General features: G+C 61.4%; 19 protein-coding genes and 1 pseudogene. 13 read left to right on the top strand and 7 right to left on the bottom strand.

Annotation, left to right across the window (positions count from 1 at the left end; all coding sequences use genetic code 11):
- Positions 1–50: 50 nt before the first annotated feature.
- Positions 51–4,949, bottom strand: a complete 4,899-nt coding sequence (locus FEE99_RS07410) for a DUF4329 domain-containing protein (RefSeq protein ID WP_178089432.1) — start codon at positions 4,947–4,949, stop codon at positions 51–53.
- A gap of 270 nt (positions 4,950–5,219) precedes the next feature.
- Between FEE99_RS07410 and urtA the strand changes: the two genes are divergently transcribed.
- The 11 genes and pseudogenes from urtA (at position 5,220) to ureC (ending at position 15,551) form a co-directional block, all read left to right on the top strand.
- Positions 5,220–6,485 (top strand): urea ABC transporter substrate-binding protein, encoded by a 1,266-nt coding sequence (gene urtA / locus FEE99_RS07405; RefSeq protein WP_016771886.1) that lies wholly within the window; start codon positions 5,220–5,222, stop codon positions 6,483–6,485.
- A 237-nt stretch (positions 6,486–6,722) separates the two neighbouring features.
- On the top strand, positions 6,723–8,225 hold the full coding sequence (urtB, locus tag FEE99_RS07400) for an urea ABC transporter permease subunit UrtB (protein WP_041480689.1): 1,503 nt from the start codon (positions 6,723–6,725) through the stop codon (positions 8,223–8,225).
- Entirely contained in the window at positions 8,225–9,304 is a 1,080-nt protein-coding gene (gene urtC / locus FEE99_RS07395; protein ID WP_041480690.1) for an urea ABC transporter permease subunit UrtC, read from the top strand. The genes urtB and urtC overlap by 1 nt, the downstream gene beginning before the upstream one ends.
- Entirely contained in the window at positions 9,301–10,170 is an 870-nt protein-coding gene (gene urtD / locus FEE99_RS07390) for an urea ABC transporter ATP-binding protein UrtD (protein WP_041480691.1), read from the top strand. Before urtC ends, urtD begins: the two co-directional genes overlap by 4 nt.
- 116 nt (positions 10,171–10,286) lie before the next feature.
- Positions 10,287–10,985 (top strand): urea ABC transporter ATP-binding subunit UrtE, encoded by a 699-nt coding sequence (gene urtE / locus FEE99_RS07385; protein WP_041480692.1) that lies wholly within the window; start codon positions 10,287–10,289, stop codon positions 10,983–10,985.
- A 43-nt stretch (positions 10,986–11,028) separates the two neighbouring features.
- Positions 11,029–11,867, top strand: a pseudogene (locus FEE99_RS07380) (urease accessory protein UreD).
- Between the two features lie 154 nt (positions 11,868–12,021).
- A complete protein-coding gene (ureA, locus tag FEE99_RS07375; protein ID WP_003221215.1) occupies positions 12,022–12,324 on the top strand; it encodes an urease subunit gamma in 303 nt (100 codons plus the stop codon).
- 9 nt (positions 12,325–12,333) lie between these two features.
- A complete protein-coding gene (locus FEE99_RS07370; protein ID WP_041480694.1) occupies positions 12,334–12,867 on the top strand; it encodes a GNAT family N-acetyltransferase in 534 nt (177 codons plus the stop codon).
- 5 nt (positions 12,868–12,872) lie between these two features.
- Positions 12,873–13,409 carry a GNAT family N-acetyltransferase gene (locus FEE99_RS07365; RefSeq protein WP_041480695.1) on the top strand — a complete coding sequence of 179 codons (537 nt, stop codon included), beginning with the start codon at positions 12,873–12,875 and terminating at the stop codon, positions 13,407–13,409.
- A complete protein-coding gene (locus FEE99_RS07360) occupies positions 13,406–13,711 on the top strand; it encodes an urease subunit beta (protein WP_024011400.1) in 306 nt (101 codons plus the stop codon). The genes FEE99_RS07365 and FEE99_RS07360 overlap by 4 nt, the downstream gene beginning before the upstream one ends.
- A 139-nt stretch (positions 13,712–13,850) precedes the next feature.
- Positions 13,851–15,551, top strand: a complete 1,701-nt coding sequence (gene ureC, locus FEE99_RS07355) for an urease subunit alpha (protein WP_041480696.1) — start codon at positions 13,851–13,853, stop codon at positions 15,549–15,551.
- Between the two features lie 60 nt (positions 15,552–15,611).
- Here the strand turns inward: ureC and FEE99_RS07350 are convergent, their stop codons facing one another.
- From FEE99_RS07350 to FEE99_RS07340, 3 genes are all read right to left on the bottom strand, one after another.
- Positions 15,612–17,012 carry an SET domain-containing protein gene (locus tag FEE99_RS07350; protein ID WP_041480697.1) on the bottom strand — a complete coding sequence of 467 codons (1,401 nt, stop codon included), beginning with the start codon at positions 17,010–17,012 and terminating at the stop codon, positions 15,612–15,614.
- A gap of 203 nt (positions 17,013–17,215) precedes the next feature.
- On the bottom strand, positions 17,216–17,521 hold the full coding sequence (locus tag FEE99_RS07345) for a chaperone modulator CbpM (RefSeq protein ID WP_041480698.1): 306 nt from the start codon (positions 17,519–17,521) through the stop codon (positions 17,216–17,218).
- Between the two features lie 23 nt (positions 17,522–17,544).
- Positions 17,545–18,489 carry a DnaJ C-terminal domain-containing protein gene (locus FEE99_RS07340; RefSeq protein WP_024011397.1) on the bottom strand — a complete coding sequence of 315 codons (945 nt, stop codon included), beginning with the start codon at positions 18,487–18,489 and terminating at the stop codon, positions 17,545–17,547.
- Between the two features lie 290 nt (positions 18,490–18,779).
- Here FEE99_RS07340 and FEE99_RS07335 point away from each other — a divergent pair, with 290 nt between their 5' ends.
- A complete protein-coding gene (locus FEE99_RS07335; RefSeq protein ID WP_024011396.1) occupies positions 18,780–20,048 on the top strand; it encodes an Hsp70 family protein in 1,269 nt (422 codons plus the stop codon).
- 109 nt (positions 20,049–20,157) lie between these two features.
- Here the strand turns inward: FEE99_RS07335 and FEE99_RS07330 are convergent, their stop codons facing one another.
- From FEE99_RS07330 to FEE99_RS07320, 3 genes are all read right to left on the bottom strand, one after another.
- Positions 20,158–21,171, bottom strand: coding sequence for an AI-2E family transporter (locus FEE99_RS07330; RefSeq protein WP_041480699.1), 1,014 nt, complete (start codon positions 21,169–21,171; stop codon positions 20,158–20,160).
- Positions 21,172–21,375: 204 nt separating this feature from the next.
- Positions 21,376–21,681: a PsiF family protein gene (locus FEE99_RS07325; RefSeq protein ID WP_016771900.1), complete on the bottom strand. Its 306-nt coding sequence runs from the start codon at positions 21,679–21,681 to the stop codon at positions 21,376–21,378.
- A 63-nt stretch (positions 21,682–21,744) separates the two neighbouring features.
- Positions 21,745–22,539: an AraC family transcriptional regulator gene (locus tag FEE99_RS07320; RefSeq protein WP_041480700.1), complete on the bottom strand. Its 795-nt coding sequence runs from the start codon at positions 22,537–22,539 to the stop codon at positions 21,745–21,747.
- A gap of 96 nt (positions 22,540–22,635) precedes the next feature.
- Here FEE99_RS07320 and FEE99_RS07315 point away from each other — a divergent pair, with 96 nt between their 5' ends.
- Positions 22,636–23,523 carry a DMT family transporter gene (locus FEE99_RS07315; protein WP_041480701.1) on the top strand — a complete coding sequence of 296 codons (888 nt, stop codon included), beginning with the start codon at positions 22,636–22,638 and terminating at the stop codon, positions 23,521–23,523.
- The last annotated feature ends 54 nt before the right edge of the window (positions 23,524–23,577 follow it).

Raw genomic sequence — 23,577 nt, 5'->3', positions numbered from 1 at the left:
GTGACGGGCGCGGGCCGTTGCGGCGGCTCGTGCCTGTTCATTCATTTCATTTACAACTCGTCGCGCAAGCGCACGGTTCCGGGTGTCGGGGTCTGCTGACGACGGCTTCGCCAGGTAGTGTTCATGCGGCCGGTCTGGCGCCAGTAATAACCGCCGATCAGCACTCGAAACTCACCCAGCGCCATAAGCCGCGAAAGAAACTCTCCAGGGCTCAGCCGGCTGATCCAGCGTCCGCCCTCGAAAGTGGCTGAGCGGGTCAGCAACAGATCTCTTTCCGCCCTTGAATACGCAGGTGTGTACTTGAGCAGCACATCGTGCGGCGTTGAATAGTAGTAGTGCAGGATATGCAGGCCTTTTTCCGTGGGTGCATGGGTGTGCGCATGCACCAGCGAAGGCGCAGCGTAATTGGCATAGACCTGATCCACGTCCGCCGCCAGCGTGGTGTTGCCCGAGACATGCAATTGATGGGTGGCCATCACCGAGTAACCCTCGGGATAACGCGGCGCCGGATCGCGCCAACTGACAGCCGGATCCGCGACGGTACGCAGTATGCGCAACAGCGGATTGTCCTCGTTGGCCAGATACACGATCGGCTCAAGCGGAACGAAGCGAAGGCTGGACGGGTTCGCCAGAATCGCACTCTCATAACCGGTGCCTATTACCGCCTGGCCGGCTACCCGTCCATGAACATGGCAGGCGGCATCATCGGGATGATGAAAGACAGGTCCCAGCGCTGGCGCCGGATGCTCGCGCCAGCGTTGCTCACTGGACACCTCGGTCAGCCGTGGCTGCCAGCGTTCATCCACCTGACCATGCCGCGACCAGTATTCACTCGTTTCAATTACCTCAAGTCGGCCGGCATGAGCCATCCGTTGGACATAGTCGACAAATCTGAACGTACCGCTGGCAATGCCCCGCTCATCGACCGCCGCTTCCACCTTCGACACAAAGGCATTGGGGCGCAGTTGCACTTGCCCGAACTCATCGTAGAAAGTGCCGGGCTCGAATGCATGCAGTTGCAATTTCAACAACGCGCCATCGGCGCAGGAGAAGTAGATCGGCCGGTACCCCTGGGACGTGTTGGCCCATGCGCAGGCTGCCTGGACATCGTTGGGCAGCAGAAAAAAGTGCCGCATATCGTCCGGCCGCGCGCCCAGAGGTGGCAGCGCTGCTCGCAAATAAATGGCGCTCAGACTGAAGCCTGGCGGCAGCTTGCCCTGCTCGAACACTCGATCCAGCGCCAACCCCGAACGCTGCACCGCAACTGGCAGAGTGGACACCAACAGGTCTTCAGGGCCGTTCAAAACGTAGCCGAAGGTCTGCGTATCCCTGCTCAACGACAGTTGATGAGCGTACCGCGCGGCAGCGTCTGCCTGGATGAACAGCGGGCTGCCGACCGGGCTGCTCAACGCCTTGTCATAATCTGCGGCCGGCAACAGATCCCCGGAGTATGGTGCCCACTGGATAATCTGGCGCGGTTGCCCCCAGATCGCGCTTGCGGCGACCACCCACAGACGTCCGGCCCTGGCCAGCTCGTTCACCCATTCGACGGGTTTCAATTGCCGATTGCGCAGGCGCTGTCTTATCGCTTTTGCATCGACGACGGACAGCCGCTCGCCCTGATCAAGCAGCTGCGAAAGCAGTTCGGCTTGCGGCCGATAGCCAATCACCGCGCCATCCGGACAGAACAGGTATTCATCCCGTGGGGCGGGTGTATAGCGAACCAGGGAACCGTCCGCCGCCACCCGGTATTCCTCTTTCATGCCGCGCTTGTTGAATGCCGACTCCAGCACCTCGACCGAAAACACGTTCTGGTACACCTGCTTTTGCACAGGCGCCAAGACCAACGACACCTCCTGGGCGACGCGCGAGCGGTACCGCGCCACGATGCGACAACCCGCAGGAAACAATCCGGCGGCGCGACTTTCCTCAGGGCAGATATCGGTGAAATCGAAATCCTCATGGCTGACTTCAACGGGTACTGTGGCGACGTAGCGCTTATCGACCGTCTCCAGAATCAGCCCGCCATGCACCCTGTCGGTCACCAGAGGCACGAGTGTCCTGGCGTGGACGGCCGCGTCGTCAGCCGTCAGAAAGACCGGACCGAGCCGGCGCCGTTCGAGATTTGCGTACGGTTGCCAGGTGGCTGGCACCAGCCCCGCCCGGTCCCAGCACAGACCGGTGCGCATGACGGAAAGCTCGCCGCTGCTGGCGACCTCATGGATAAAGTCGGTCGGTAGACGGTTGCCAGCGGCCAGATCGCTTTTGATCTGTTCAAGCGTGCGCTGGGACGAGGCGTCATGAAACAGTTTGCTGGACTTGCTCCACACATATTTGAGCAAAGCACCATCGCGCACGGCGAGATAAAGCGCTGCGGGAGCGTCCGACACCATGACCGGACGCCGGCCGCCGTAATACATCGAGGCTGTCAGGTGGTCCGGCGAGATGAAGTAATGCGCCAGCCATTCATCCGGGCTTTTCGTCGGATCACCGGCTCGTTGCGACGCATAAAAATTGCCGTGCAGTTCGAAGCCCTCGGGCAACGCATGCCAGGGCTCTGAGGGCAGGTCGGCGAAAACCGAATCGAGCCTGAACAGATTTTTGCCTTGATCACTGACGGGCACCAGCTCGGTAGCCACATACTCTGGCCGGCTCTTGTGCCTGAGAATGAAGCCGAAGTACGCGCGCGTTTCGCCCTGTGGACGAAAGTCCCCCATGCATCGGTCTCGTGCAGCCTCATCCGCCGAGGGGAAAATCGCGCCGAATGCCACACCTTCCAGGCGTTTCCAGGGCAACGGCAACGTCAGCGGCGGCAACGGGATTTGCGGTTGCGGGAGTGGCGTGGGTTTGGGCAGGATCGGCTTGTCTCTGTCCGGCTGGGGATACAGAAGCGGCGGCAGTTGCACCACCGGCAACTGCGGCACGGGCAAAGGCGCGGGCGTGGTGCGCAGCGACCAGGCGGGCGGCACCCGCCCGCGATAGCCCCACAGTTCATTATCGATCAGAACCGTTAAACGTCCGGCCGCTGCCTGTTCACGTATGAAGTCCTGCGGGCGTTTACGGCCGCTGTCCAACTCCAGCGCCAGGGCGCCCGGATGCTGACGCGTGCCCAGGCGCCGGGCCAATTCCGTGGAGCCCGCAGATCCGATGACCTCATACCTGACGAGGCTGTCCGGCGCCGCGCTGACATACAAGGCAATCTCGTCGAGCAGGACTTGCCTGACCTCCGCCACACTCAACATCTGCAAGCTCACAGCCGCTTCCTGATACGCCCAGCCAAAAAGCTCCGTATCCACCGGCAAAAGTTGCGACATGGCAATGTGAGAGACGTAACGGGCGTGCAGCGCATGGTCGTCGGGAAAGACCGGACGCCCATGATTGTCCATCGGATAAAGCCTGCCCTGACTGAGCGTTTCGATATCTCCCGGCAACGGTTCGGTCACCACGAAACGCTTGTCGCTGCGCTGAAAAACATACCCGGCGTACGGTTTGTCACGGCGCAGGCCGGCGAGTTCATGGGCATGGCGCACGGCATCATCGGCGCACAGAAAAGCGCCGCTCAATCGCGGCCAGGGGAAGTTCGCGAAGGGTTGCCATTGCAGATCCACCGGCCCCAGATGCGCCCACAGCACACTGCCGCGCACGACATCCAGGGTGCCGGCCAGTACCAGCATCGAGACAAATGCGCGGGTATCCAGTGTGCCGGCCGCCAGCCTTGCCTGCACCCCATTGTCACCGACCGTGCCGTCCGACTGCGTAACGCTCAGTGCCGCTTCGATCGAATCGCCGCTGAAGCGGTACTTCAACATCGCATGATCCTGCGCCCGCATGTACAGCGACAACGCATGTCCTGCTTTCGCCAGATGTTTGCTGCGGGCATTCGCTTCGATAGCGACGGCGATCTCCCGGGGCGTGAAGAAGTTCTCGTAGAGCCACGGCTGAGCGGGTGGAAACTGCGCAGGGTCGGGCCGCGAGGCGAAGTAGAAACCCTCCAGCAAATAACCCCTCGGCAGCTGCAATTGCCCTTGGGCATCAACCGGAAATATTCGCTCAGGATCCCATGCAGCCAGTCCGGCCGGGCGCGCATGGGTGGCGACATACTCCTCGCCAATCAATTTTTTCAATATCAGGCCCGTCGTCTGTGCGCCTCTGGATTTCAAGGCGGCAAGCACGGCGCGTTCGGCATTGACGCATACCCGGGTCATCAGCGGCAGTTCGGTGACCGCACCCTTTGAAAACGACGCGCCGACCTTCCAGTCCGCAGGTACGCGCCCCACCGAGTAGCCCCAGTCGGCATTCGAAACAATGACTTTGAGTTCACCCACGGTCGCCAGCCTGTTGATCACAGCCATCACGTCATAGGCCCCAGCCGGATGGCCCGACGGCCCGCCGGACTGCTGCCAGAGGAAGTAGTCGCGTTCCTCGGGCGAGCCGCTCGAGACGTATTTGAGCAAGCTGCCATCCGGGCCTGAAAGGTAAGCGCTGCGGAAAAAATCCCGCGCCGACACATCGCCAATGAAATCGCCGCCTGAATAGAAGCTCATGAACAGCCTGAGCAGGGTTTCATCCTGACGCCGATTGCCATTGCGGAACTGGTCATGTAGCGGCGGATGGCTGTGTACGCTGGCGATACATCGGTAGCCCAGCGGATGGAGCATGCCGCCAAGGGCATCGGTCTGCACAATCGTGCCGAAGTCGAAGCGCGTGGCTTCACCTGCGATGGGAGAGGTGGCGAGGAATTTCCCGTCCGGTCGCAGCAGGATCACGCTGCCGTACTCTTTGTCCGGGTTGAGTGGAATTCGTGTGTGCACCCAATAGGCGGCGTCTTCTTCAGTCAGAAAAGCCGGGCTCAGTGGGGGCAGCTTGAACGTTGCTGAAGAACTTGCGGTACGACCGGATCGGCCTGAGACATGACTCATAAAAACCTGCGCTGAGAATCGGATGAGCAACTGAGTGTGGCCCGTCGGTTTTCTCGAGCTGTGGTACAGGGTTATCGCTTTTGTATCCGCATCTGAGTGCCAGCGGGCGCCCCAATCTGGCGCAACTCGACGCACCATCGCCCGCCTGCCGTCCCCTCCTGGTGCACGCATTCAGCGCGCAAGCGCTCTGGCACGACATTTTCTTGCCTGAACGCGACCGGGCACAGCCTTTGCAAAACACAGCTTCAGTCGTCCGCATCTGCCAACCAGAAAAAATCGAATGTTCATGGAGATCGCACAATGAAGCGTCGCAGTTTGATCAAGGCTTTCACACTCACGGCATCCATTGCCGCGATGGGCATGACCTGGACTGTCCAGGCCGCCGAGACCATCAAGGTCGGGATTCTGCATTCGTTGTCCGGGACCATGGCGATCTCCGAAACATCGCTCAAGGACATGGCACTGATGACCATCGACGAGATCAACGCCAAGGGCGGTGTGAACGGCAAGATGCTCGAGCCGGTGGTGGTCGACCCTGCTTCCAACTGGCCGCTGTTCGCTGAAAAGGGCCGACAGCTGCTGACCCAGGACAAGGTCGCGGTGGTGTTCGGCTGCTGGACCTCGGTGTCGCGCAAATCGGTACTGCCGGTGTTCGAAGAGCTCAACGGTCTGCTGTTCTACCCGGTGCAGTACGAAGGCGAAGAGATGTCGCCGAACGTCTTCTACACCGGCGCCGCGCCGAACCAGCAAGCGATCCCCGCCGTTGAATACCTGATGAGCGAAGAAGGCGGCAGCGCCAAGCGCTACTTCCTGCTCGGCACCGACTACGTCTACCCGCGCACCACCAACAAGATCCTGCGCGCGTTCCTGCATTCCAAAGGCGTGGCCGACAAGGACATCGAAGAGGTCTACACGCCGTTCGGTCACAGCGATTACCAGACCATCGTTGCCAACATCAAAAAATTCTCGGCCGGCGGCAAGACTGCGGTCATCTCCACCGTCAACGGCGACTCCAACGTGCCGTTCTATAAAGAGCTGGCCAACCAGGGCCTGAAGGCCACCGACGTACCGGTGGTGGCGTTCTCGGTCGGCGAAGAAGAACTGCGCGGCATCGACACCAAACCGCTGGTGGGCAACCTCGCGGCGTGGAACTACTTCGAGTCGGTGGAGAATCCTGCGAACAAGAAATTCGTCGCGGACTGGAAAGCCTATGCGAAGAAACACAATCTGCCTGGCGCCGATAAAGCCGTGACCAACGACCCGATGGAAGCCACCTACGTCGGTATCCACATGTGGGCGCAAGCGGTCGAGAAAGCCAAATCCACTGACGTCGACAAGGTTCGCGAAGCGCTGGCCGGGCAGACCTTTGCTGCGCCGTCCGGTTACACGTTGACCATGGACAAGACCAATCACCACCTGCACAAGCCAGTGATGATCGGCGAGATCCAGAGCGACGGGCAGTTCAACGTCGTGTGGCAGACCGAAGGCCCGATCCGCGCGCAACCGTGGAGCCCGTACATTCAGGGCAACGACAAGAAGCCGGATTATGCGGTGAAGAGCAACTGAGTCACCGGATGTCAGTCTCGCGCCTGGCGTGAGGCTGATGCAATTCCCTGTGGGAGCGGGCCTTTGTGGCGTGGGGATTTATCCCCGATGGGTTGCGAAGCAGCCCCAAAGCCATCGGTCGCGGTGTATCAGATTGATCGCGTCGACCGATATCACGACTGCTTCGCAGCCGAACGGGGATAAATCCCCTCGCCACAAAGGCTCGCTCCCACAATGTCCGCGTCAAGGCGACTGACTATGCCCACTGCCCTTTACCGATTTATCTGTGCCATTGCACTGCTTTTGCCACTCCTGGCCCACGCTGGCGATGCCGAAGACTTCGTCGCGGCCAATCCGATGCAACAGGCCAAACTGCTGGAAGCCTGGGCCGCGCAGCCCGATCCGGCGCGTATCGAATTGCTCAACGCCCTGCAACAAGGCGAACTGACGATCGACGGCCAAGCGAAAACCCTGCGCCTGAACAATCGCCTGCGGGGTCTGATCGACACCGCCATGGCCAGCCATCAATTGCTCGCCGCCGACGCCAAAATCCGTCTGAGCGCCGCGCAGCAATTGCAGAAAAGCGCGAAACCCGCGCAGCTGAAATTTCTCGACCGGCAACTCGCTGGGGAAAAAGACCCAAGCGTCCACGCCGCCCTGAGCCTGGCGCTGGCCAATCTGCAACTGGTCGACAGCGACCCGGCGGTGCGCCTCGCGGCGGTACGTCTGCTCGGTGAAACCGGCGACCCGCTGGCACGCACGCGTCTTGAAGGCCTGCTCGAGCCCGGCGTGGAAAGCGATGCCGGCGTGCGCACCGCCGCCGAAACCAGCCTCGCTCAGGTCAAGCGCAAGCTGCTGATCGGCGAAGTGCTCGGCCAGGCCTTCAGCGGCATGTCGCTGGGCTCGATTCTGCTGCTCGCGGCCCTCGGCCTGGCGATCACCTTCGGCCTGCTCGGGGTGATCAACATGGCCCACGGCGAGATGCTGATGCTCGGTGCCTACTCGACCTATGTCGTGCAGCTGATGTTTCAACGTTACGCGCCGCAGGCCATCGAGTTCTATCCGCTGATCGCGCTGCCGGTGGCGTTTTTCGTCACCGCCGCCATCGGCATGGCGCTGGAACGCACGGTCATCCGCCACCTTTACGGTCGGCCACTGGAAACCCTGCTGGCAACCTGGGGCATCAGCCTGATGCTGATTCAGCTTGTGCGTTTGTTGTTCGGCGCGCAGAACGTTGAAGTCGCCAACCCGGCGTGGCTGTCCGGCGGCATCCAAGTGCTGCCCAATCTGGTGCTGCCGTACAACCGCATCGTCATCATCGCTTTCGCATTGTTCGTGGTGGTGCTGACCTGGCTGCTGCTGAACAAGACCCGCCTCGGCCTCAACGTCCGCGCCGTCACTCAGAACCGCAACATGGCCGCCTGCTGCGGCGTGCCGACCGGGCGCGTGGACATGCTCGCCTTCGGCCTCGGCTCGGGCATCGCCGGCTTGGGCGGCGTGGCGCTGAGCCAGATCGGCAACGTCGGTCCCGACCTTGGCCAGAGCTACATCATCGACTCGTTCCTGGTGGTGGTGCTCGGCGGCGTCGGCCAACTGGCCGGTAGCGTGCTCGCCGCATTTGGCTTAGGGATCGCCAACAAGATTCTCGAACCGCAGATCGGTGCGGTGCTCGGCAAGATCCTGATCCTCGCGCTGATCATTCTGTTCATTCAGAAACGTCCGCAAGGCCTCTTCGCACTGAAAGGACGGGTGATCGACTGATGAACCAGCCTCTGTTAGTCACGGCCACACAAAAGGCCGGGCCGAAAGTCACGCTCGCGGTCGGCGGGGTGATCCTCGCGCTGCTGATCGTTCTGCCGCTGCTCTCACTGCTCGCGCCAGACAATGCCCTGCACGTCTCGGCCTACACGCTGACCCTGGTCGGCAAAATCCTCTGCTACGCCATCGTCGCCCTGGCGCTGGATCTGGTCTGGGGTTACGCCGGCCTGCTGTCGCTGGGTCACGGTCTGTTCTTCGCCCTCGGCGGTTATGCGATGGGCATGTACCTGATGCGTCAGGCGGCCGGCGATGGCTTGCCAGCGTTCATGACTTTCCTGTCGTGGAGCGAATTGCCGTGGTACTGGACCGGCACCAGCAGCTTCCTCTGGGCCATGTGTCTGGTGGTGCTGGCGCCGGGATTGCTGGCGCTGGTGTTCGGCTTCTTCGCCTTCCGTTCGCGGATCAAAGGCGTGTATTTCTCGATCATGACCCAGGCCCTGACCTTCGCCGGCATGCTCCTGTTTTTCCGCAACGAGACCGGTTTCGGAGGCAACAACGGCTTCACCAATTTCCGCACGATCCTCGGTTTCGGCATCACCGAACCGGGCACCCGCGCGGTGCTGTTTCTGGCCACGGTGTTGCTACTGGTGGCGAGCCTGTTCATCGGCTGGCGCCTGGCGCAGAGCAAGTTCGGTCGGGTGCTGACGGCGTTGCGTGATGCGGAAAACCGTTTGATGTTCTGCGGCTACGACCCGCGCGGTTTCAAGCTGTTCGTCTGGGTGCTGAGTGCGGTGCTGTGCGGTCTGGCCGGAGCGCTGTACGTGCCGCAGGTCGGCATCATCAACCCCAGCGAAATGTCGCCGACCAACTCGATCGAAGCGGCGGTGTGGGTCGCCCTTGGCGGGCGCGGCACGCTGATCGGGCCGCTGCTCGGCGCCGGCGTGGTCAACGGCATGAAGAGCTGGTTCACCGTGGCCTTCCCGGAATACTGGCTGTTCTTCCTCGGCGCGCTGTTCATCGTCGTGACGTTGTACCTGCCCAAGGGCGTGATCGGTCTGCTGAAGAAACGAGGTGAACAATGAGAGTCACAGCGAGTGCTGAATTCATGCTGGAGCCGGCGTTTTTCCCCGTGGAACCGAACAAGGACGAAGGCACCAGCCGCGACTCGATCGGCCTCGGCCAGCGCGTCGGCCCCGGCCTCGATACGCGTCACGGCACGATCCTGACTTTGGAAGACATCAGCGTCAGCTTCGACGGCTTTCGTGCGCTGAACAATCTCAACCTGTACATCGGCGTCGGCGAACTGCGCTGCATCATCGGCCCCAACGGCGCGGGCAAGACCACGCTGATGGACGTGATCACCGGCAAGACCCGGCCCAGTCACGGCAAGGCCTGGTTCGGCGAAACCCTGGACCTGACGCAGATGAGCGAAGTGCAGATTGCCCAGTCCGGCATCGGCCGCAAGTTTCAGAAACCGACGGTGTTCGAAGCCTTGAGCGTGTTCGAAAACCTGGAGCTGGCGCAGAAGACCGACAAGTCGGTGTGGGCGAGTTTGCGTGCACGCCTGAACGGCGAACAGAAGGACCGCATCAGCGAAGTGCTCGAGACGATTCGCCTGACCACCTCGGTCAATCGCCAGGCCGGCCTACTGTCCCATGGCCAGAAGCAGTTCCTCGAGATCGGCATGTTGCTGATGCAGGACCCACAACTGCTCCTGCTCGACGAACCGGTGGCGGGCATGACCGACGCCGAAACCGAGTTCACCGCCGAGCTGTTCAAATCGCTGGCGGGCAAGCATTCGTTGATGGTGGTCGAGCACGACATGGGCTTTGTCGGCTCGATTGCCGACCACGTCACCGTGCTGCATCAGGGCAGCGTTCTGGCGGAAGGCTCGCTTGAGCAAGTGCAGGAAAACGAGCGGGTGATCGAGGTCTACCTCGGCCGATGAATCGGCCAGCTGCAAGCGACAAGCTTCAAGCAGCAAGTAAAAGCAAAGTCATAAACAGCACTGCTCTTGCTTGCAGCTTGCGGCTTGCGGCTTGAAGCCCAACTAACGGAGTTCCGATGCTACAAGTCCAACAACTTCATCAGTACTACGGCGGTAGCCACATCCTGCGCGGCCTCAGCTTCGAGGTGAAAGTCGGCGAAGTCACGTGCCTGCTCGGGCGTAACGGCGTGGGCAAGACCACTCTGCTCAAATGCCTGATGGGCCTGCTGCCGGCCAAGGAAGGCGCGGTGAACTGGGAAGGCAAACCGATCACCACGTTCAAACCGCATCAGCGCGTGCATGCTGGTATCGCCTACGTGCCGCAGGGCCGTGAGATCTTCGGGCGCCTGACGGTAGAAGAAAATCTGCTGATGGGCCTGTCGCGCTTTCCAGGCTCAGAAGCCAAAGAAGTCCCGGGTTTCATCTACGAACTGTTCCCGGTGCTGCTACAAATGAAGCAGCGCCGTGGCGGCGATCTGTCCGGTGGTCAGCAACAGCAACTGGCGATCGGCCGGGCATTGGCCAGCCGCCCGCGCCTGCTGATTCTTGATGAGCCAACAGAAGGCATTCAACCGTCGGTGATCAAGGAAATCGGCGCGGTAATCAAGCAGCTCGCGGCGCGCGGTGACATGGCGATTCTGCTGGTTGAGCAGTTCTACGACTTTGCTGCAGAACTGGCCGATCAATACCTGGTGATGTCGCGGGGCGAGATCGTTCAACAGGGTCGCGGTGAAAATATGGAGGCCGAAGGTGTACGCGGGCTGGTCACGATCTAACCCGCCGGTCTAATCTGTAGCTTCCTAACGATAATCACAAACCATGAATTCGATTGTTGCACCTGCCCTTTTTACCCCGAGCTGGCACGCCGAGCTGGAACTGGCCTACGCGCGTTTCGGCGATTGCACGCGCCCGGTCATGCGCCGCCACCTCGGCCCGCTGCGCGTGCAAAAGCATCTGTACGCCGAAGGCCCCGAGGTCTGCCAGCACATCATCGTCCATCCGCCGGGCGGAATTGCCGGTGGTGATCGGCTGGACATCAGCGCGCGCGTCGAACACAACGCCTGGGCACAGATCACCAGCCCCGGCGCCGCCAAGTGGTATCGCGCGGGTGGGCCGGCGTATCAACAGCTCGACTTGAAAGTCGCTGCCGGCGCGACCCTGGAATGGCTGCCGCAGGAAACCATCGTCTACAGCGCCGCGCAGGCCGAGTTGACCACGACCATCGACCTTGAAGGTGACGCACGGCTGTTCTATTGGGACGTGGTCGCGCTCGGTCGGCCGGCCAGCGGCGAGCGTTTTGACCTCGGGCATTTTCAGGCGCACCTGGATATCCGCCGCGATGGTCGGTTGCTCTGGCACGAACGGCAGCGCATTGTCGGTGCAGACGGTTTACTCGATTCGCCGATCGGCCTGGACGGTAATCCGGTGTTTGCGACGTTGTTGGTCACCGGTGAAATCGATGCTGAATTGCTTGAGCGCTGCCGCTCGCTGGGGCACGAGGTGCGCGGCGATTTGACTCAACTGCCGGGATTGTTGGTGGCCCGTTGTCTGGCCAGTGAGGCGTTGCTCGCCCGCGCCTGGCTGATTGATTTATGGCGACTGCTAAGGCCTGTGCTGCTGGGGCGCGAGGCTATGCCCCCCGAATCTGGAACACCTGAAATGCATTGCCCTGTAGGAGCTGACGAGTGAAACGAGGCTGCGATCTTTTGATCTTGATCTTTAACAGCAAGATCAAAAGATCGCAGCCTTCGGCAGCTCCTACAGATCGCGATCGACCTGATCATTCTTAACTGCCGATATTGGATTCCAACAATGGACCTGACCCCACGCGAAAAAGACAAGCTGCTGATCTTCACCGCCGGCCTCGTCGCCGAGCGGCGGCTGGCCCGTGGCGTAAAACTCAACTACCCGGAAGCCATGGCCTACATCTCCGCCGCGCTGCTGGAGGGTGCACGCGACGGCCAGACCGTGGCCGAGCTGATGCACTACGGCACCACCCTGCTCAGCCGCGAACAAGTGATGGAAGGCATCCCGGAAATGATCCCGGAAATCCAGGTCGAGGCGACGTTCCCCGACGGCACCAAACTGGTCACCGTTCACCAGCCGATCGTCTGAGGCCGCGCCATGACTTACGCCATTCGCGATGCAACCCGGGCCGACCTGCCGGCGATCCGCGACATCTACAACGACGCCGTGCTCAACACCACGGCGATCTGGAACGAACAAGCGGTCGACCTCGGCAATCGCCAGGCATGGTTCGACGCGCGTCAGTTGCAGGCGTACCCGATTCTGGTGATCGTCGACAGCCACAACGCGGTGCTGGGTTACGCCTCGTTCGGCGACTGGCGGCCGTTCGACGGTTTCCGCCACACCGTCGAGCACTCGGTGTACGTGCGCAGCGATCAACGCGGCAACGGCCTCGGCCCGCAACTGATGACCGCGTTGATCGAACGCGCCCGCGCCTGCGGTAAACACGTCATGGTCGCTGCCATCGAGAGTGGCAACGCCGCGTCGATCGGCCTGCACGAGCGCGCCGGTTTCAGCGTCACCGGGCAGATGCCGCAAGTCGGCACCAAGTTCGGCCGCTGGCTCGACCTGACCTTCATGCAGTTGACCCTCAATCCCGGCGCACAGCCGCCGGATACTCACAAGGAGTGATGTCGATGAACGCCGCCCAGTTGCGCCGCGTCAACGCTGAAAGCTTTGCCCACTATCGCCAGGGCCTGATCGATCTGCTGCTCGACGCCGTCGGTTACGGCGCCAGCGTCGGTTTTATGGCCGACCTCGATGAGGTGCAGGCGCGCGCATATTTCGATGAGGTGCAGGACAACATCAACAAGGGCAGCACGCTGCTGTGGGTGGTGGTCAAGGACGAGCAGGTGCTGGCCAGCGTGCAACTGGGCCTGTGCCAAAAGGCCAACGGTCTGAACCGCGCCGAAGTGCAGAAGCTGCTGGTACGCGAAGACGCCCGGCGGCGCGGCCTCGGTCAGCATTTGATGCAGGCGCTGGAACTCGAAGCGCCCAAGCACAAGCGCGGCATGCTCTATCTCGACACCGAGGCCGGCTCGCCGGCGGAAGATTTCTACAAGGCGCTGGGCTACGTGCGCGCCGGCGAAATCCCTGATTACGCCTGCGACCCCAATGGCACCTATCGCCCGACCGCGCTCTATTACAAAGTCCTGCAAGGAGCCCAGCGATGATTCCTGGCCAATACCAGATCCAGCCCGGCGACATCGAACTCAACGTCGGCCGCCGCACCGTCAGCCTGAAAGTCGCCAACAGCGGCGACCGGCCGATTCAGGTCGGCTCGCATTTCCACTTTTTTGAAACCAACGACGCGCTGACCTTCGATCGCGCCGCCAGTCGCGGCATGCGCCTGAATATTCCGGCGGGCACGGCGGTGCGCTTCGAGCCAGGGCAAAGCCGTGAAGTCGAGCTGGTCGATTACGCCGGGCATCGCCGGGTGTTCGGCTTTGCCGGCCGCATCATGGGTGATCTCTAAACAACACGGTGCCCGCTCTGGCCCCTTCGCGAGCAGGCTCGCTCCCACATGAGAACGCGATCAAATGTGGGAGCGAGCCTGCTCGCGAAAGCGAGTAATGCGAGCGATTTCAGACCCAATTGAATCTCAAGGCATGCCCATGAAAATCTCCCGCCAAGCCTACGCCGACATGTTCGGCCCCACCGTCGGCGACAAGGTGCGCCTGGCCGACACCGAGCTGTGGATCGAAGTCGAAAAGGACTTCACCACCTACGGCGAGGAAGTGAAATTCGGTGGCGGCAAAGTCATCCGCGATGGCCAGGGCCAGAGCCAATTGCTCGCCGCCGAAGTGGTCGACACGCTGATCACCAACGCACTGATCATCGACCACTGGGGCATCGTCAAGGCCGACGTCGGCCTCAAAGACGGGCGCATCGCCGCGATCGGCAAGGCCGGCAACCCTGACGTGCAGCCCAATGTGACCATCGCCATCGGCGCCGGCACCGAAGTGATTGCCGGCGAAGGCATGATCCTCACCGCTGGCGGCATCGACACGCATATCCACTTCATCTGCCCGCAGCAGATCGAAGAAGCGCTGATGAGCGGCGTCACCACCATGATCGGCGGCGGCACCGGGCCTGCCACCGGCACCAACGCCACCACCTGCACCTCCGGCCCGTGGCATCTGGCGCGCATGCTCCAGGCCGCCGATGCTTTTCCGATGAACATCGGCCTGACCGGCAAGGGCAACGCCAGCCTGCCGGAGCCGTTGATCGAACAGGTCAAGGCCGGTGCCATCGGTCTCAAGCTGCACGAGGACTGGGGCACCACTCCGGCGAGCATCGACAACTGCCTCAACGTCGCCGACCAGTACGATGTGCAGGTGGCGATCCACACCGATACCCTCAACGAATCCGGCTTCGTCGAAACCACCCTTGGCGCGTTCAAGGGCCGCACCATCCACACCTATCACACCGAAGGTGCCGGTGGCGGCCACGCGCCAGACATCATCAAGGCCTGCGGCTTTGCCAACGTGCTGCCAAGCTCGACCAACCCGACCCGGCCGTTCACCCGCAACACCATCGACGAACACCTCGACATGCTGATGGTCTGCCATCACCTCGACCCGAGCATTGCCGAAGACGTCGCCTTCGCCGAAAGCCGCATCCGCCGCGAAACCATTGCCGCCGAAGACATCCTCCACGACCTCGGCGCGTTCTCGATGATCAGCTCCGACAGTCAGGCCATGGGCCGCGTCGGTGAAGTCATCACGCGCACCTGGCAGACCGCCGACAAGATGAAAAAACAGCGCGGCCCGCTGCCACAGGACGGCGCAGGCAACGACAACTTCCGCGCCAAACGCTACATCGCCAAGTACACCATCAACCCGGCAATCACCCATGGCATCAGCCATGAAGTCGGCTCGATCGAAGTCGGCAAGTGGGCCGATCTGGTGCTCTGGCGTCCAGCGTTCTTTGGTGTGAAGCCGACGCTGATTCTCAAGGGCGGCGCGATTGCCGCCAGCCTGATGGGCGACGCCAACGCTTCGATTCCAACGCCGCAACCGGTGCATTACCGCCCGATGTTTGCCAGCTACGGCGGCTCGCTGCACGCCACCAGCCTGACCTTTATCAGCCAGGCGGCGCAGGAGGCCGGATTGCCGGAAGCCTTGGGATTGAAGAAGCAGATCGCTGTGGTGAAGGGCTGCCGCGACGTGCAGAAAACCGACCTGATCCACAACGACTATCTGCCGAACATCGATGTCGATCCACAGACCTATCAGGTCAAGGCCGATGGCGTGTTGCTGTGGTGCGAACCGGCGGAAACGCTGCCGATGGCGCAGCGCTATTTTCTGTTCTGATGAAGGCGTGCGCTGAATACGGACGCGCAGGTCCGTATTCAGTCGCGATCGCTCAGGCAATCACGCGAACAGTTTCGCGATGTCCGCATCGCTGTAGTTGTAATCGATGCGTAACTCGGTTCCCGCCGGAATGTCTTCGGTAGCGAAGATGGCGTTGAGAATGAAGTCGCGGGTGACCAGTTCCTTGCCTATCCACTGTTGCGCTTCGACATCGAACGGTACGAACTCGACGTTGTAACCCTCCGTAGCCTGACGAACCGGCTTGCCCGTTGCGTCATACCAAAAGCGCGTGTTGATCCGGGAAATAATCGTGTCACCGACCAGCGCGAATTCGTAGGGGATCAAATATCCAGGTCCCGGCTGATAACGGACGCCGACCTTCATGGTGTATGACTGCTGGGGCAGCGGCACAAGACGTCCCGGCATGATCGCGCCAGCATAGACACCGACCACCTCGCCTCGGGTGATGCGCCGGTTGGCGACCACCATTGACTGGCCGACCAGGGCCCGCTCTCCGGGCACCGTCATGTCGGCCTCGGTGAACAATCGCCATTGCAGCTTTTCTTCATACAACCGCGCGACATGCTCGTAGGCGCCAAACTTGATGTAAGGCTTGATCTGCTCGGAGGTATAACGGCTGCCGTCTTCGAAACGCGCCAGGGTCTGGAGCTTCTTTATCCTGACAGGCCGGCCGGCCATGTCCCGGAAAGGGTATTTGCCGTTATTGGCACGGTCGTAGACCCCGGGCCGATTGGCAAGGAACGAAAACCGCGTTTCGCTGCGCATTGCACGCAATTCGTCAGCGGTGAAGGGTTTGACGGGCATCGACTCGGACGCCAGATAGAAGTATTCCTGCGTTGCACCGCCATCGTGGGGCAGCTCCTCAACGGCAGACTCATAGTCTTCATCACTCTGGCGCGCCACCCTGCGGCTTTTACCCGGGACAGCGGCAGCGTCCGGCAACGCGCTGGACTCTTCAAGCGCGTACCAGTGCTTGGTCAACGGATCGTAGGCAAGCACAGGGCCGGACGGCTGCAGCTCGCTGGACAATCTGGCCCGATGCAGACCGGTCTCGGCATCGACGCCGATCAGCACCGTACCACCGCCCTGCAGGTCCGCGTATTGGCGTCCTTTGAATACGCGAAACCCGTCAACGTCCGCTTGCGGTAGAGGGGCTGTCGAGGCAATCAGGTAACGCTCCAGAGCCGAGGTTTTAAGCTTCGGGACGGGACCAGTTGTAGACGGCGTCGGGTCGACGTACACGCTGTGCGGGGCAACTGCAGTTTCCATTTGCTGCGTGCTATTGCCGGGCTCACTGGCATCGGGCGGGGTCTTGCGAATGAACGGACCGGGGGTCAGGTGCAACGACTCGATACCGTGCGCAACTGGATCCGGGGTGGTACGTACAGGGGTGTTCACATCGCCTGCGCCCGGCTTGGGCGGCTTGGGTCTGACTGGCATTGACAGGCTTCCTTGCAAAGATTGCGCAGCGCTGGCCGGCATGGCTGGCGCTACGAGAGTCGGCATCCATTGCCAACATGTGCCCGGAAAACTATCAGACCATCCTGCCGGTTCATACCGGACGAAACACCCGCAAACATTAATCAGGCGGGAGCGGGCCGGCCCGCGATGAGGCCAGCTAGGACCTCACGGCCTCAAACAATTCATTCGACCACCAACCGCCCCAAACGCTGGCGCAACATGCGGTTCTCGGCACGCAACTGCTTCACCTCGTCCAGCAGATCCAGCGCCAGCGCCACGCCTTCCCACTCCAGTTCCAGATCACGGCGCAGCTTCGCCGCACGCTTGGCCAAGGCCAATTCGTAATCGGTGAAGCGCCATTCCCGGGGCTGCGCACCCTGAGGTTCGAGGATACCGTGCTCGACGATTTCGATCACGTAGACGGCCGACAAGTCGGCCGCCTCACAGAATTCTGCCAGGTCCAGTTGAACGATCAGGGGGCTGCTCATGATGGGCTACTCCGTCGTCGGGTTCAGAAGTTCTCTCGCGGATTGAAGGCGGCTTTCTTCGCCAGTTCCTGCCACAGCGCCTTGACCTCATCGTCGGAGGCTTTGGGCATCACGGCCTTGAGCTGCACGAACAGGTAACCGCGCTCGCCGGCCTTGTTCAGCAGGCCATGGCCCTTGGCACGCATGCGCTGGCCATTCTGGCTGCCGGCCGGGACCTTGAGGTTGATCTTGCCGGTCAGGGTCGGCACGGCCACTTCAGTGCCCAATGCCAATTCCCACGGAGCCAGGGGCAAGGTGATGATCAGGTTTTCGCCTTCGACATCGAATTTCGGGTGCGGCGCAAAACGAATGGTCAGGTACAGATCGCCATTCGCCCCGCCACCGATGCCCGGTGCGCCCTGGCCCTTCAGGCGAATTCGCTCGCCATCGGTCACGCCGGCCGGAATCTTCACGTTCAGGCTCTTGCTGGTGTTGCTGACATGCTGGCCGTGCGCGTTGTATTGCGGCACCTGAAAGGTGACTTTCTTCGATTCGTTCGACAGGGTTTCTTCGAGGAAGACCGGCAGTTCCATTTCCACGTCTTGCCCTCGGCGTCCGCGTGATTGGCGGCTCTCGGCGCCACCGAAACCGGGGCCGCGATTGCCGAAGATCGAACTGAAGAAGTCCGAGAAGTCGCCCGTGTCGCCACCGCCGCCACCGAAGCCGCCACGGCTCTGCCAGCCCGGTGGGCCCTGGAACGGCTGACCGTGCTGGCCATAACGGCGCAGTTCGTCGTATTCGGCGCGCTTGTCGGCGCTTTTCAGCGCTTCATAGGCTTCCGAGGCATCCTTGAACTTGGCCTCGGCGTCTTTTTCCTTGCTGACGTCGGGGTGGTATTTGCGCGCCAGCTTGCGATAGGCCGCCTTGATGGCCTTGTCGTCGGCTGTCGGCTCCACGCCGAGTATCTTGTAATAGTCTTTGAAGTCCATGGAAGGATCACCATCCGTTATCGATTTCGCGCCGAGACCAGCATGCGCCGATTGGCACGTGCCGGGTTGACCGATCTCAAGTTTGTGACCGGGTGGCGCCGCAGAAGTTTATCGGCAGTGGACGACGGTTCTTGCGACCGCCGGTGTGTCTGCCGGCCCATGCCAGCAAGTTTGGGGCGATGCGGTGGTTTTCAACTGTCTGGGGGCGAAATAGCGGATGACCGGCCTTCGAATCTGCCGCGCACTGACATACACTGCGCGGCCGTTTTTTTGACCGGAAACCGAAAGACATGAAAGACGCCTCTCCAGCCCGTGCCTGCGGCATCGACTTCGGCACGTCCAACTCCACCGTCGGTTGGCTGCGCCCCGGCATGGATACCATGATCGCGCTGGAAGACGACAAGATCACCCTGCCGTCGGTGGTCTTCTTCAACATCGAGGAACGTCGCCCGGTCTACGGTCGCCTGGCCCTGCACGAGTATCTGGAAGGCTACGAAGGCCGGCTGATGCGCTCGTTGAAAAGCCTGCTCGGCTCCAAGCTGATCAAGCACGACACCAGCGTCCTCGGCACGGCGATGCCGTTCAAGGATCTGCTCGGGCTGTTCATCGGCCAGCTCAAGAGCCGCGCCGAAACCGCCGCCGGTCGGGAATTCGAGCAAGTGGTGCTGGGTCGCCCGGTGTTCTTCGTCGATGACGATCCGCTGGCTGACCAGGAAGCCGAAGACACCTTGGTCGAAGTGGCGCGCAAAATCGGCTTCAAGGACGTGTCGTTCCAGTACGAGCCGATCGCGGCAGCGTTCGACTACGAGTCGACCATCGAGAAAGAAGAGCTGGTACTGATCGTCGACATCGGCGGTGGTACCTCCGACTTCTCGCTGGTGCGCCTGTCGCCCGAGCGTCGTGGTCTCGACAACCGTCACGATGACATTCTCGCCACCGGCGGTGTGCACATCGGTGGTACCGACTTCGACAAACAGCTGAGTCTGCAAGGCCTGATGCCACTGTTCGGCTACGGCAGCCGCATGAAGAGCGGCGCGTACATGCCAACCAGCCACCACATGAACCTGGCGACCTGGCACACGATCAACTCGGTGTACTCGCAGAAATCCACGCTGGCACTGGGCAGCATGCGCTACGACATCGAAGACACCGGCGGCATCGATCGCCTGTTCAAGCTGATCGAACAGCGCGCCGGGCACTGGCTGGCGATGGAAGTGGAAGAAACCAAGATCCAGCTGACCCACGCCGACAGCCGCCACGTGCCGCTGGACCGCATCGAAGCCGGGCTGAGCGTCGAGCTGAGCCGCGCGCTGTTCGAATCGGCGATCGAAGCCTTGCTGGAACGAGTGCGCGGCAGCGTTACGCAATTGCTCAATGATGCAGGCGTGGCGGTCGATCAGGTCGACACGGTGTTCTTCACCGGCGGCTCCAGCGGCATCCCGGCCCTGCGCAACAGCGTGTCGGCAATGCTGCCGAACGCCCGGCATGTCGAAGGCAACATCTTTGGCAGCATTGGTAGCGGTTTGGCGATTGAAGCCCGCAAACGCTATGGCGTTTAGGGGCAGCTGCAAGTTTTAAGCTGCAAGCTGCAAGCTAGAGCAAAAGCCACTGCGGCTCTTGCTCTGCTTTTTACTTGCAGCTTGAAGCTTGAAGCTCGAAGCTGCTTTTCTAGACCATTCCTCCGAGCTTCAACTCACTCTTCAGATACGCGTAATAAATCGGCCCTGCCACCACCCCCGGCAAACCGAACGCGGCTTCGAACACCAGCATCGCCAGGAGCAACTCCCACGACTTGGCACTGATCTGCCCGCCGACGATGCGCGCGTTGAGGAAGTATTCGAGCTTGTGGATAACGATCAGATAGCCCAGCGCGGCGATCGCCACCCAGATCGACAGCGACAAACCGACGATGGTGATCAGCGTGTTCGACATCAGGTTGCCGATCACCGGCAGCAGGCCGAGCAGGAAGGTCAGCACGATCAGGGTTTTGGTCAGCGGCAGCTTGATGCCGAACATCGGCAGGATCACCGCGAGGAAGATCCCGGTGAACACGGTGTTGAGCAGGGAAATCTTGATCTGCGCGAAGACGATATTGCGGAACGCCTGCACCAGCAGATGCAAACGGTCGAACAAAGCGGCGGCCAGCGGCTTGCGCTTGGTCACGTCGGGAATGCGCTGCAGGGCGATGATCGCGCCGAGCACCATGCCGATCAGCAGGGTGACGAACATGTGCGCGGCGTCCTTGCCGACCAGTTGCAGGTCGGCCAGATGCTTGCTCGCCCACTCGCCGATCGCCACGCGAAATTCCGCCGCACTCGCCGGCAGGTAGGCATCGATGAACGGCGGCAACTGCCCGCGCGCGCGATCGACCACACCCATGAATTTATCGAGCGAGGCGCCGGGGTTTTCCGCTTCATGCAGGAGGAAACTGATGGCGCCAGCGAAGATCAGCGCCAGCGCACTTACTACCAGCGTGCCGAGCAGCGCCACCGCCAACCAGCGCGCACGCCGCCCTTCGATCAGCCGTTGCAGTTGCGGGGTGAGCATGTTGACCAGCTCGAACACCAGCAACCCGGCCAGCAGGCTCGGCAACAGGCGCAGCGGCAGCACCAGCAGCAGACCGCCAACAATGATGATGCAACTGACCCAGAACACAACATGACGCTGCGAAAACGTTGGCATACAGCCTCAAAACGAACGGCGTGAAAGGATGGGCAGTCTGCCAGCGATCCGGGGTTAGCACTAGGGATATGCGGGGCGTGGGATTGGCGGTGCATTCAGCGACGCTTTCGCGAGCAGGCTCGCTCCCACAGGGGAATGCATTTCAAATGTGGGAGCGAGCCTGCTCGCGAAGAGGCCGGCAAGCTCACCACATTATTTACCGTTTCACTTTTTCTTCAGACACTCACTCATGAACGCCTTGCGCGCATCGCCGGTCAGCGCCTTGGTTTTCGCATCGGCATTGCAGGTGGTCATCTTCTGCTGCTGCGGGGTCAGCTCCTTGCCATCGTTGGCCGCTGGCGCCGCTTTCAGGCAGGTGCTCATGAACGCCTTGCGCTCGTCGCCCTTCAGGCTTTTGGCGGTCGCATCGGCATTGCAGGTGGTCATCTTGTTCTGTTGCGCCGTGGCGGCGAAACCCTGGGAACACACAAGCAGCCCGATCATCAACAACGGCACACGCAACATCTTCATGGAGTTTTCTCCTTGTTGCCGCACCGATGGATGCGGCCTCTGTCGCAGTGTAGTCAAAGCTTGTTACACCTTCCTGCCCTCGAGGTGGCTACGCCGATACTGCTCCGGCGTGCACCCGGCCTGGCGGGCGAACATGGCGATGAATGCCGAGCCGCTGCTGTAGCCGAGGTCGAAAGCGATTTCCTGCACCGAACGCGAGGTCTCAAGCGCCTCGATCGCCGCCAGATAACGCAAGCGCTGACGCCACTCGCCAAAACTCATGCCCAGCTCACGAACGAACTGCCGCGCCAGAGTTCGCTCGCTGACATGCACCTGCGCGGCCCAATGCGCCAACGGTTGGTTGTCGCCCGGCGCGGCCTGCAAGGCGTCGAGAATCGTCAGCAAGCCCGGGCTGCTCGCGTACGGCAGATAACATTCCTGCACCGGTGCCTGTTGCAGTTGATCGACCAGTACCTGGGCCAGACGCTGATCGGCTTCATGCTCGGGGATCTTCACATCGCGGGCGGCGAAGTCCTTGAGAATCGCCTTGAGAATGTCACTGATCGCCAAGGTGCAGGCGCGCGCCGGCAACCGTTTGCAAACACTTGGATCAAGACATACCGCGCGGTAGTTGACCGGCTGGTGGCTGTAGAAACTGTGCTCGACCTCGGGCGGCACCCACACCGCGTACTGCGGCGGCGACATGAAGCGGCTGCCGTCGACATCCATGTGCAACACGCCATGGGCCGCGTATTCCAGCGTGCCCCAAGGATGCCGGTGTGGCGCGGCATATTCGCGGGCATTGAAATCGGCGTAGCGGAAATACACCGCTGACGGCAGTTCGCTGAAATCGAGCAGATCAATGTGTTTGCTGTTCATGCTGTCCGGATGCAGAGGCAGGTTGTCTGGATTGCAGTATAGGCCTGCATCCAGACAGGCGATAATCGCCCTTCATCAACGTTCTGGTTTTGTCCCATGCAATACGCGTTTCCCCTGCTGGCGATTTTCATCTGGGCCGGCAACACCGTGATCAACAAACTGGCGGTCGGCGCAATATTCCCGGCCGAGATCGGTTTCTATCGCTGGCTGCTGGCCGGCGTGCTGTTCACGCCATTCATGCTGAAGAGAGTCATCGCCCACTGGCCGCAGATTCGGCCGAACCTGGGGCGGATTTTCGTCCTCGGCGTGCTCGGCATGGCGGTGTATCAGAGCCTCGCCTATTTCGCCGCAACACTGACCACCGCGACCAACATGGGCATCATCCTGTCGCTGATGCCATTGATGTCGCTGGCCATGGCGATCATCAGCCTCGGCCAGCGCCTGACGGCTGGTGCGCTGGTCGGTGCGGTGCTGTCGTTTGCTGGCGTGCTGGTAGTGGTGTCATCCGGCAGCCTCGGAGCGCTGCTGCAACACGGGGTCAATCTGGGCGATGCGATGATGCTGATCGCCACGCTGGCCTACGCGGTTTACAGCACGCTGCTGAAAAAGTGGCAACTGCGCCTGCCGCCGCTGGTGCTGCTGTACTTGCAGGTGCTGGTGGCGATTGTGGTGTTGTTTCCGTTGTTCGCTGCTTCGCCGAAGACCGGTTTGAATCTGCAGAACGTGCCGCTGGTGCTCTATGCATGCCTGCTGGCTTCGATGGTCGCGCCGCTGGCGTGGATGCAAGCGGTGCAGCGGCTGGGACCGAGCCGGACGACGTTGTTCTTCAATCTGCTGCCGCTGATTACCGCGTTGATCGCAGCGCTGGTGCTGAAGGAACAGTTGGCGATGTATCACCTGGTGGGCGGTTTGCTGACCTTGGGTGGGGTGGTTTTGTCGGAGCGCTGGACCACCGTTTTGGGCCGCAGGATCAGCGTCGCCTGATTGAAAAGATCGCAGCCTTCACCAGCTCCTGCAGGACACCGCATTTCAAGGGTA

This window comes from Pseudomonas sp. ef1 (assembly GCF_007293365.2).
Lineage (GTDB): Bacteria > Pseudomonadota > Gammaproteobacteria > Pseudomonadales > Pseudomonadaceae > Aquipseudomonas > Aquipseudomonas siliginis.
Note: the sequence above shows the minus strand (reverse complement) of the source record. Positions and strands in the feature narration are given on the sequence as shown.

Bases quoted from the DNA above. Each gene is read 5' to 3' on its own strand.
- FEE99_RS07320 (WP_041480700.1), bottom strand. From the start codon at position 22,539: ATGAACAGCAAACACATTGATCTGCTCGATTTCAGCGAACTGCCGTCA.
- urtC (WP_041480690.1), top strand. From the start codon at position 8,225: ATGAACCAGCCTCTGTTAGTCACGGCCACACAAAAGGCCGGGCCGAAA.
- FEE99_RS07330 (WP_041480699.1), bottom strand. From the start codon at position 21,171: ATGCCAACGTTTTCGCAGCGTCATGTTGTGTTCTGGGTCAGTTGCATC.
- FEE99_RS07315 (WP_041480701.1), top strand. From the start codon at position 22,636: ATGCAATACGCGTTTCCCCTGCTGGCGATTTTCATCTGGGCCGGCAAC.
- urtA (WP_016771886.1), top strand. From the start codon at position 5,220: ATGAAGCGTCGCAGTTTGATCAAGGCTTTCACACTCACGGCATCCATT.
- ureA (WP_003221215.1), top strand. From the start codon at position 12,022: ATGGACCTGACCCCACGCGAAAAAGACAAGCTGCTGATCTTCACCGCC.
- FEE99_RS07325 (WP_016771900.1), bottom strand. From the start codon at position 21,681: ATGAAGATGTTGCGTGTGCCGTTGTTGATGATCGGGCTGCTTGTGTGT.
- FEE99_RS07365 (WP_041480695.1), top strand. From the start codon at position 12,873: ATGAACGCCGCCCAGTTGCGCCGCGTCAACGCTGAAAGCTTTGCCCAC.
- ureC (WP_041480696.1), top strand. From the start codon at position 13,851: ATGAAAATCTCCCGCCAAGCCTACGCCGACATGTTCGGCCCCACCGTC.
- FEE99_RS07370 (WP_041480694.1), top strand. From the start codon at position 12,334: ATGACTTACGCCATTCGCGATGCAACCCGGGCCGACCTGCCGGCGATC.
- FEE99_RS07360 (WP_024011400.1), top strand. From the start codon at position 13,406: ATGATTCCTGGCCAATACCAGATCCAGCCCGGCGACATCGAACTCAAC.
- urtD (WP_041480691.1), top strand. From the start codon at position 9,301: ATGAGAGTCACAGCGAGTGCTGAATTCATGCTGGAGCCGGCGTTTTTC.
- FEE99_RS07335 (WP_024011396.1), top strand. From the start codon at position 18,780: ATGAAAGACGCCTCTCCAGCCCGTGCCTGCGGCATCGACTTCGGCACG.
- urtE (WP_041480692.1), top strand. From the start codon at position 10,287: ATGCTACAAGTCCAACAACTTCATCAGTACTACGGCGGTAGCCACATC.
- FEE99_RS07350 (WP_041480697.1), bottom strand. From the start codon at position 17,012: ATGCCAGTCAGACCCAAGCCGCCCAAGCCGGGCGCAGGCGATGTGAAC.
- FEE99_RS07340 (WP_024011397.1), bottom strand. From the start codon at position 18,489: ATGGACTTCAAAGACTATTACAAGATACTCGGCGTGGAGCCGACAGCC.
- FEE99_RS07345 (WP_041480698.1), bottom strand. From the start codon at position 17,521: ATGAGCAGCCCCCTGATCGTTCAACTGGACCTGGCAGAATTCTGTGAG.
- urtB (WP_041480689.1), top strand. From the start codon at position 6,723: ATGCCCACTGCCCTTTACCGATTTATCTGTGCCATTGCACTGCTTTTG.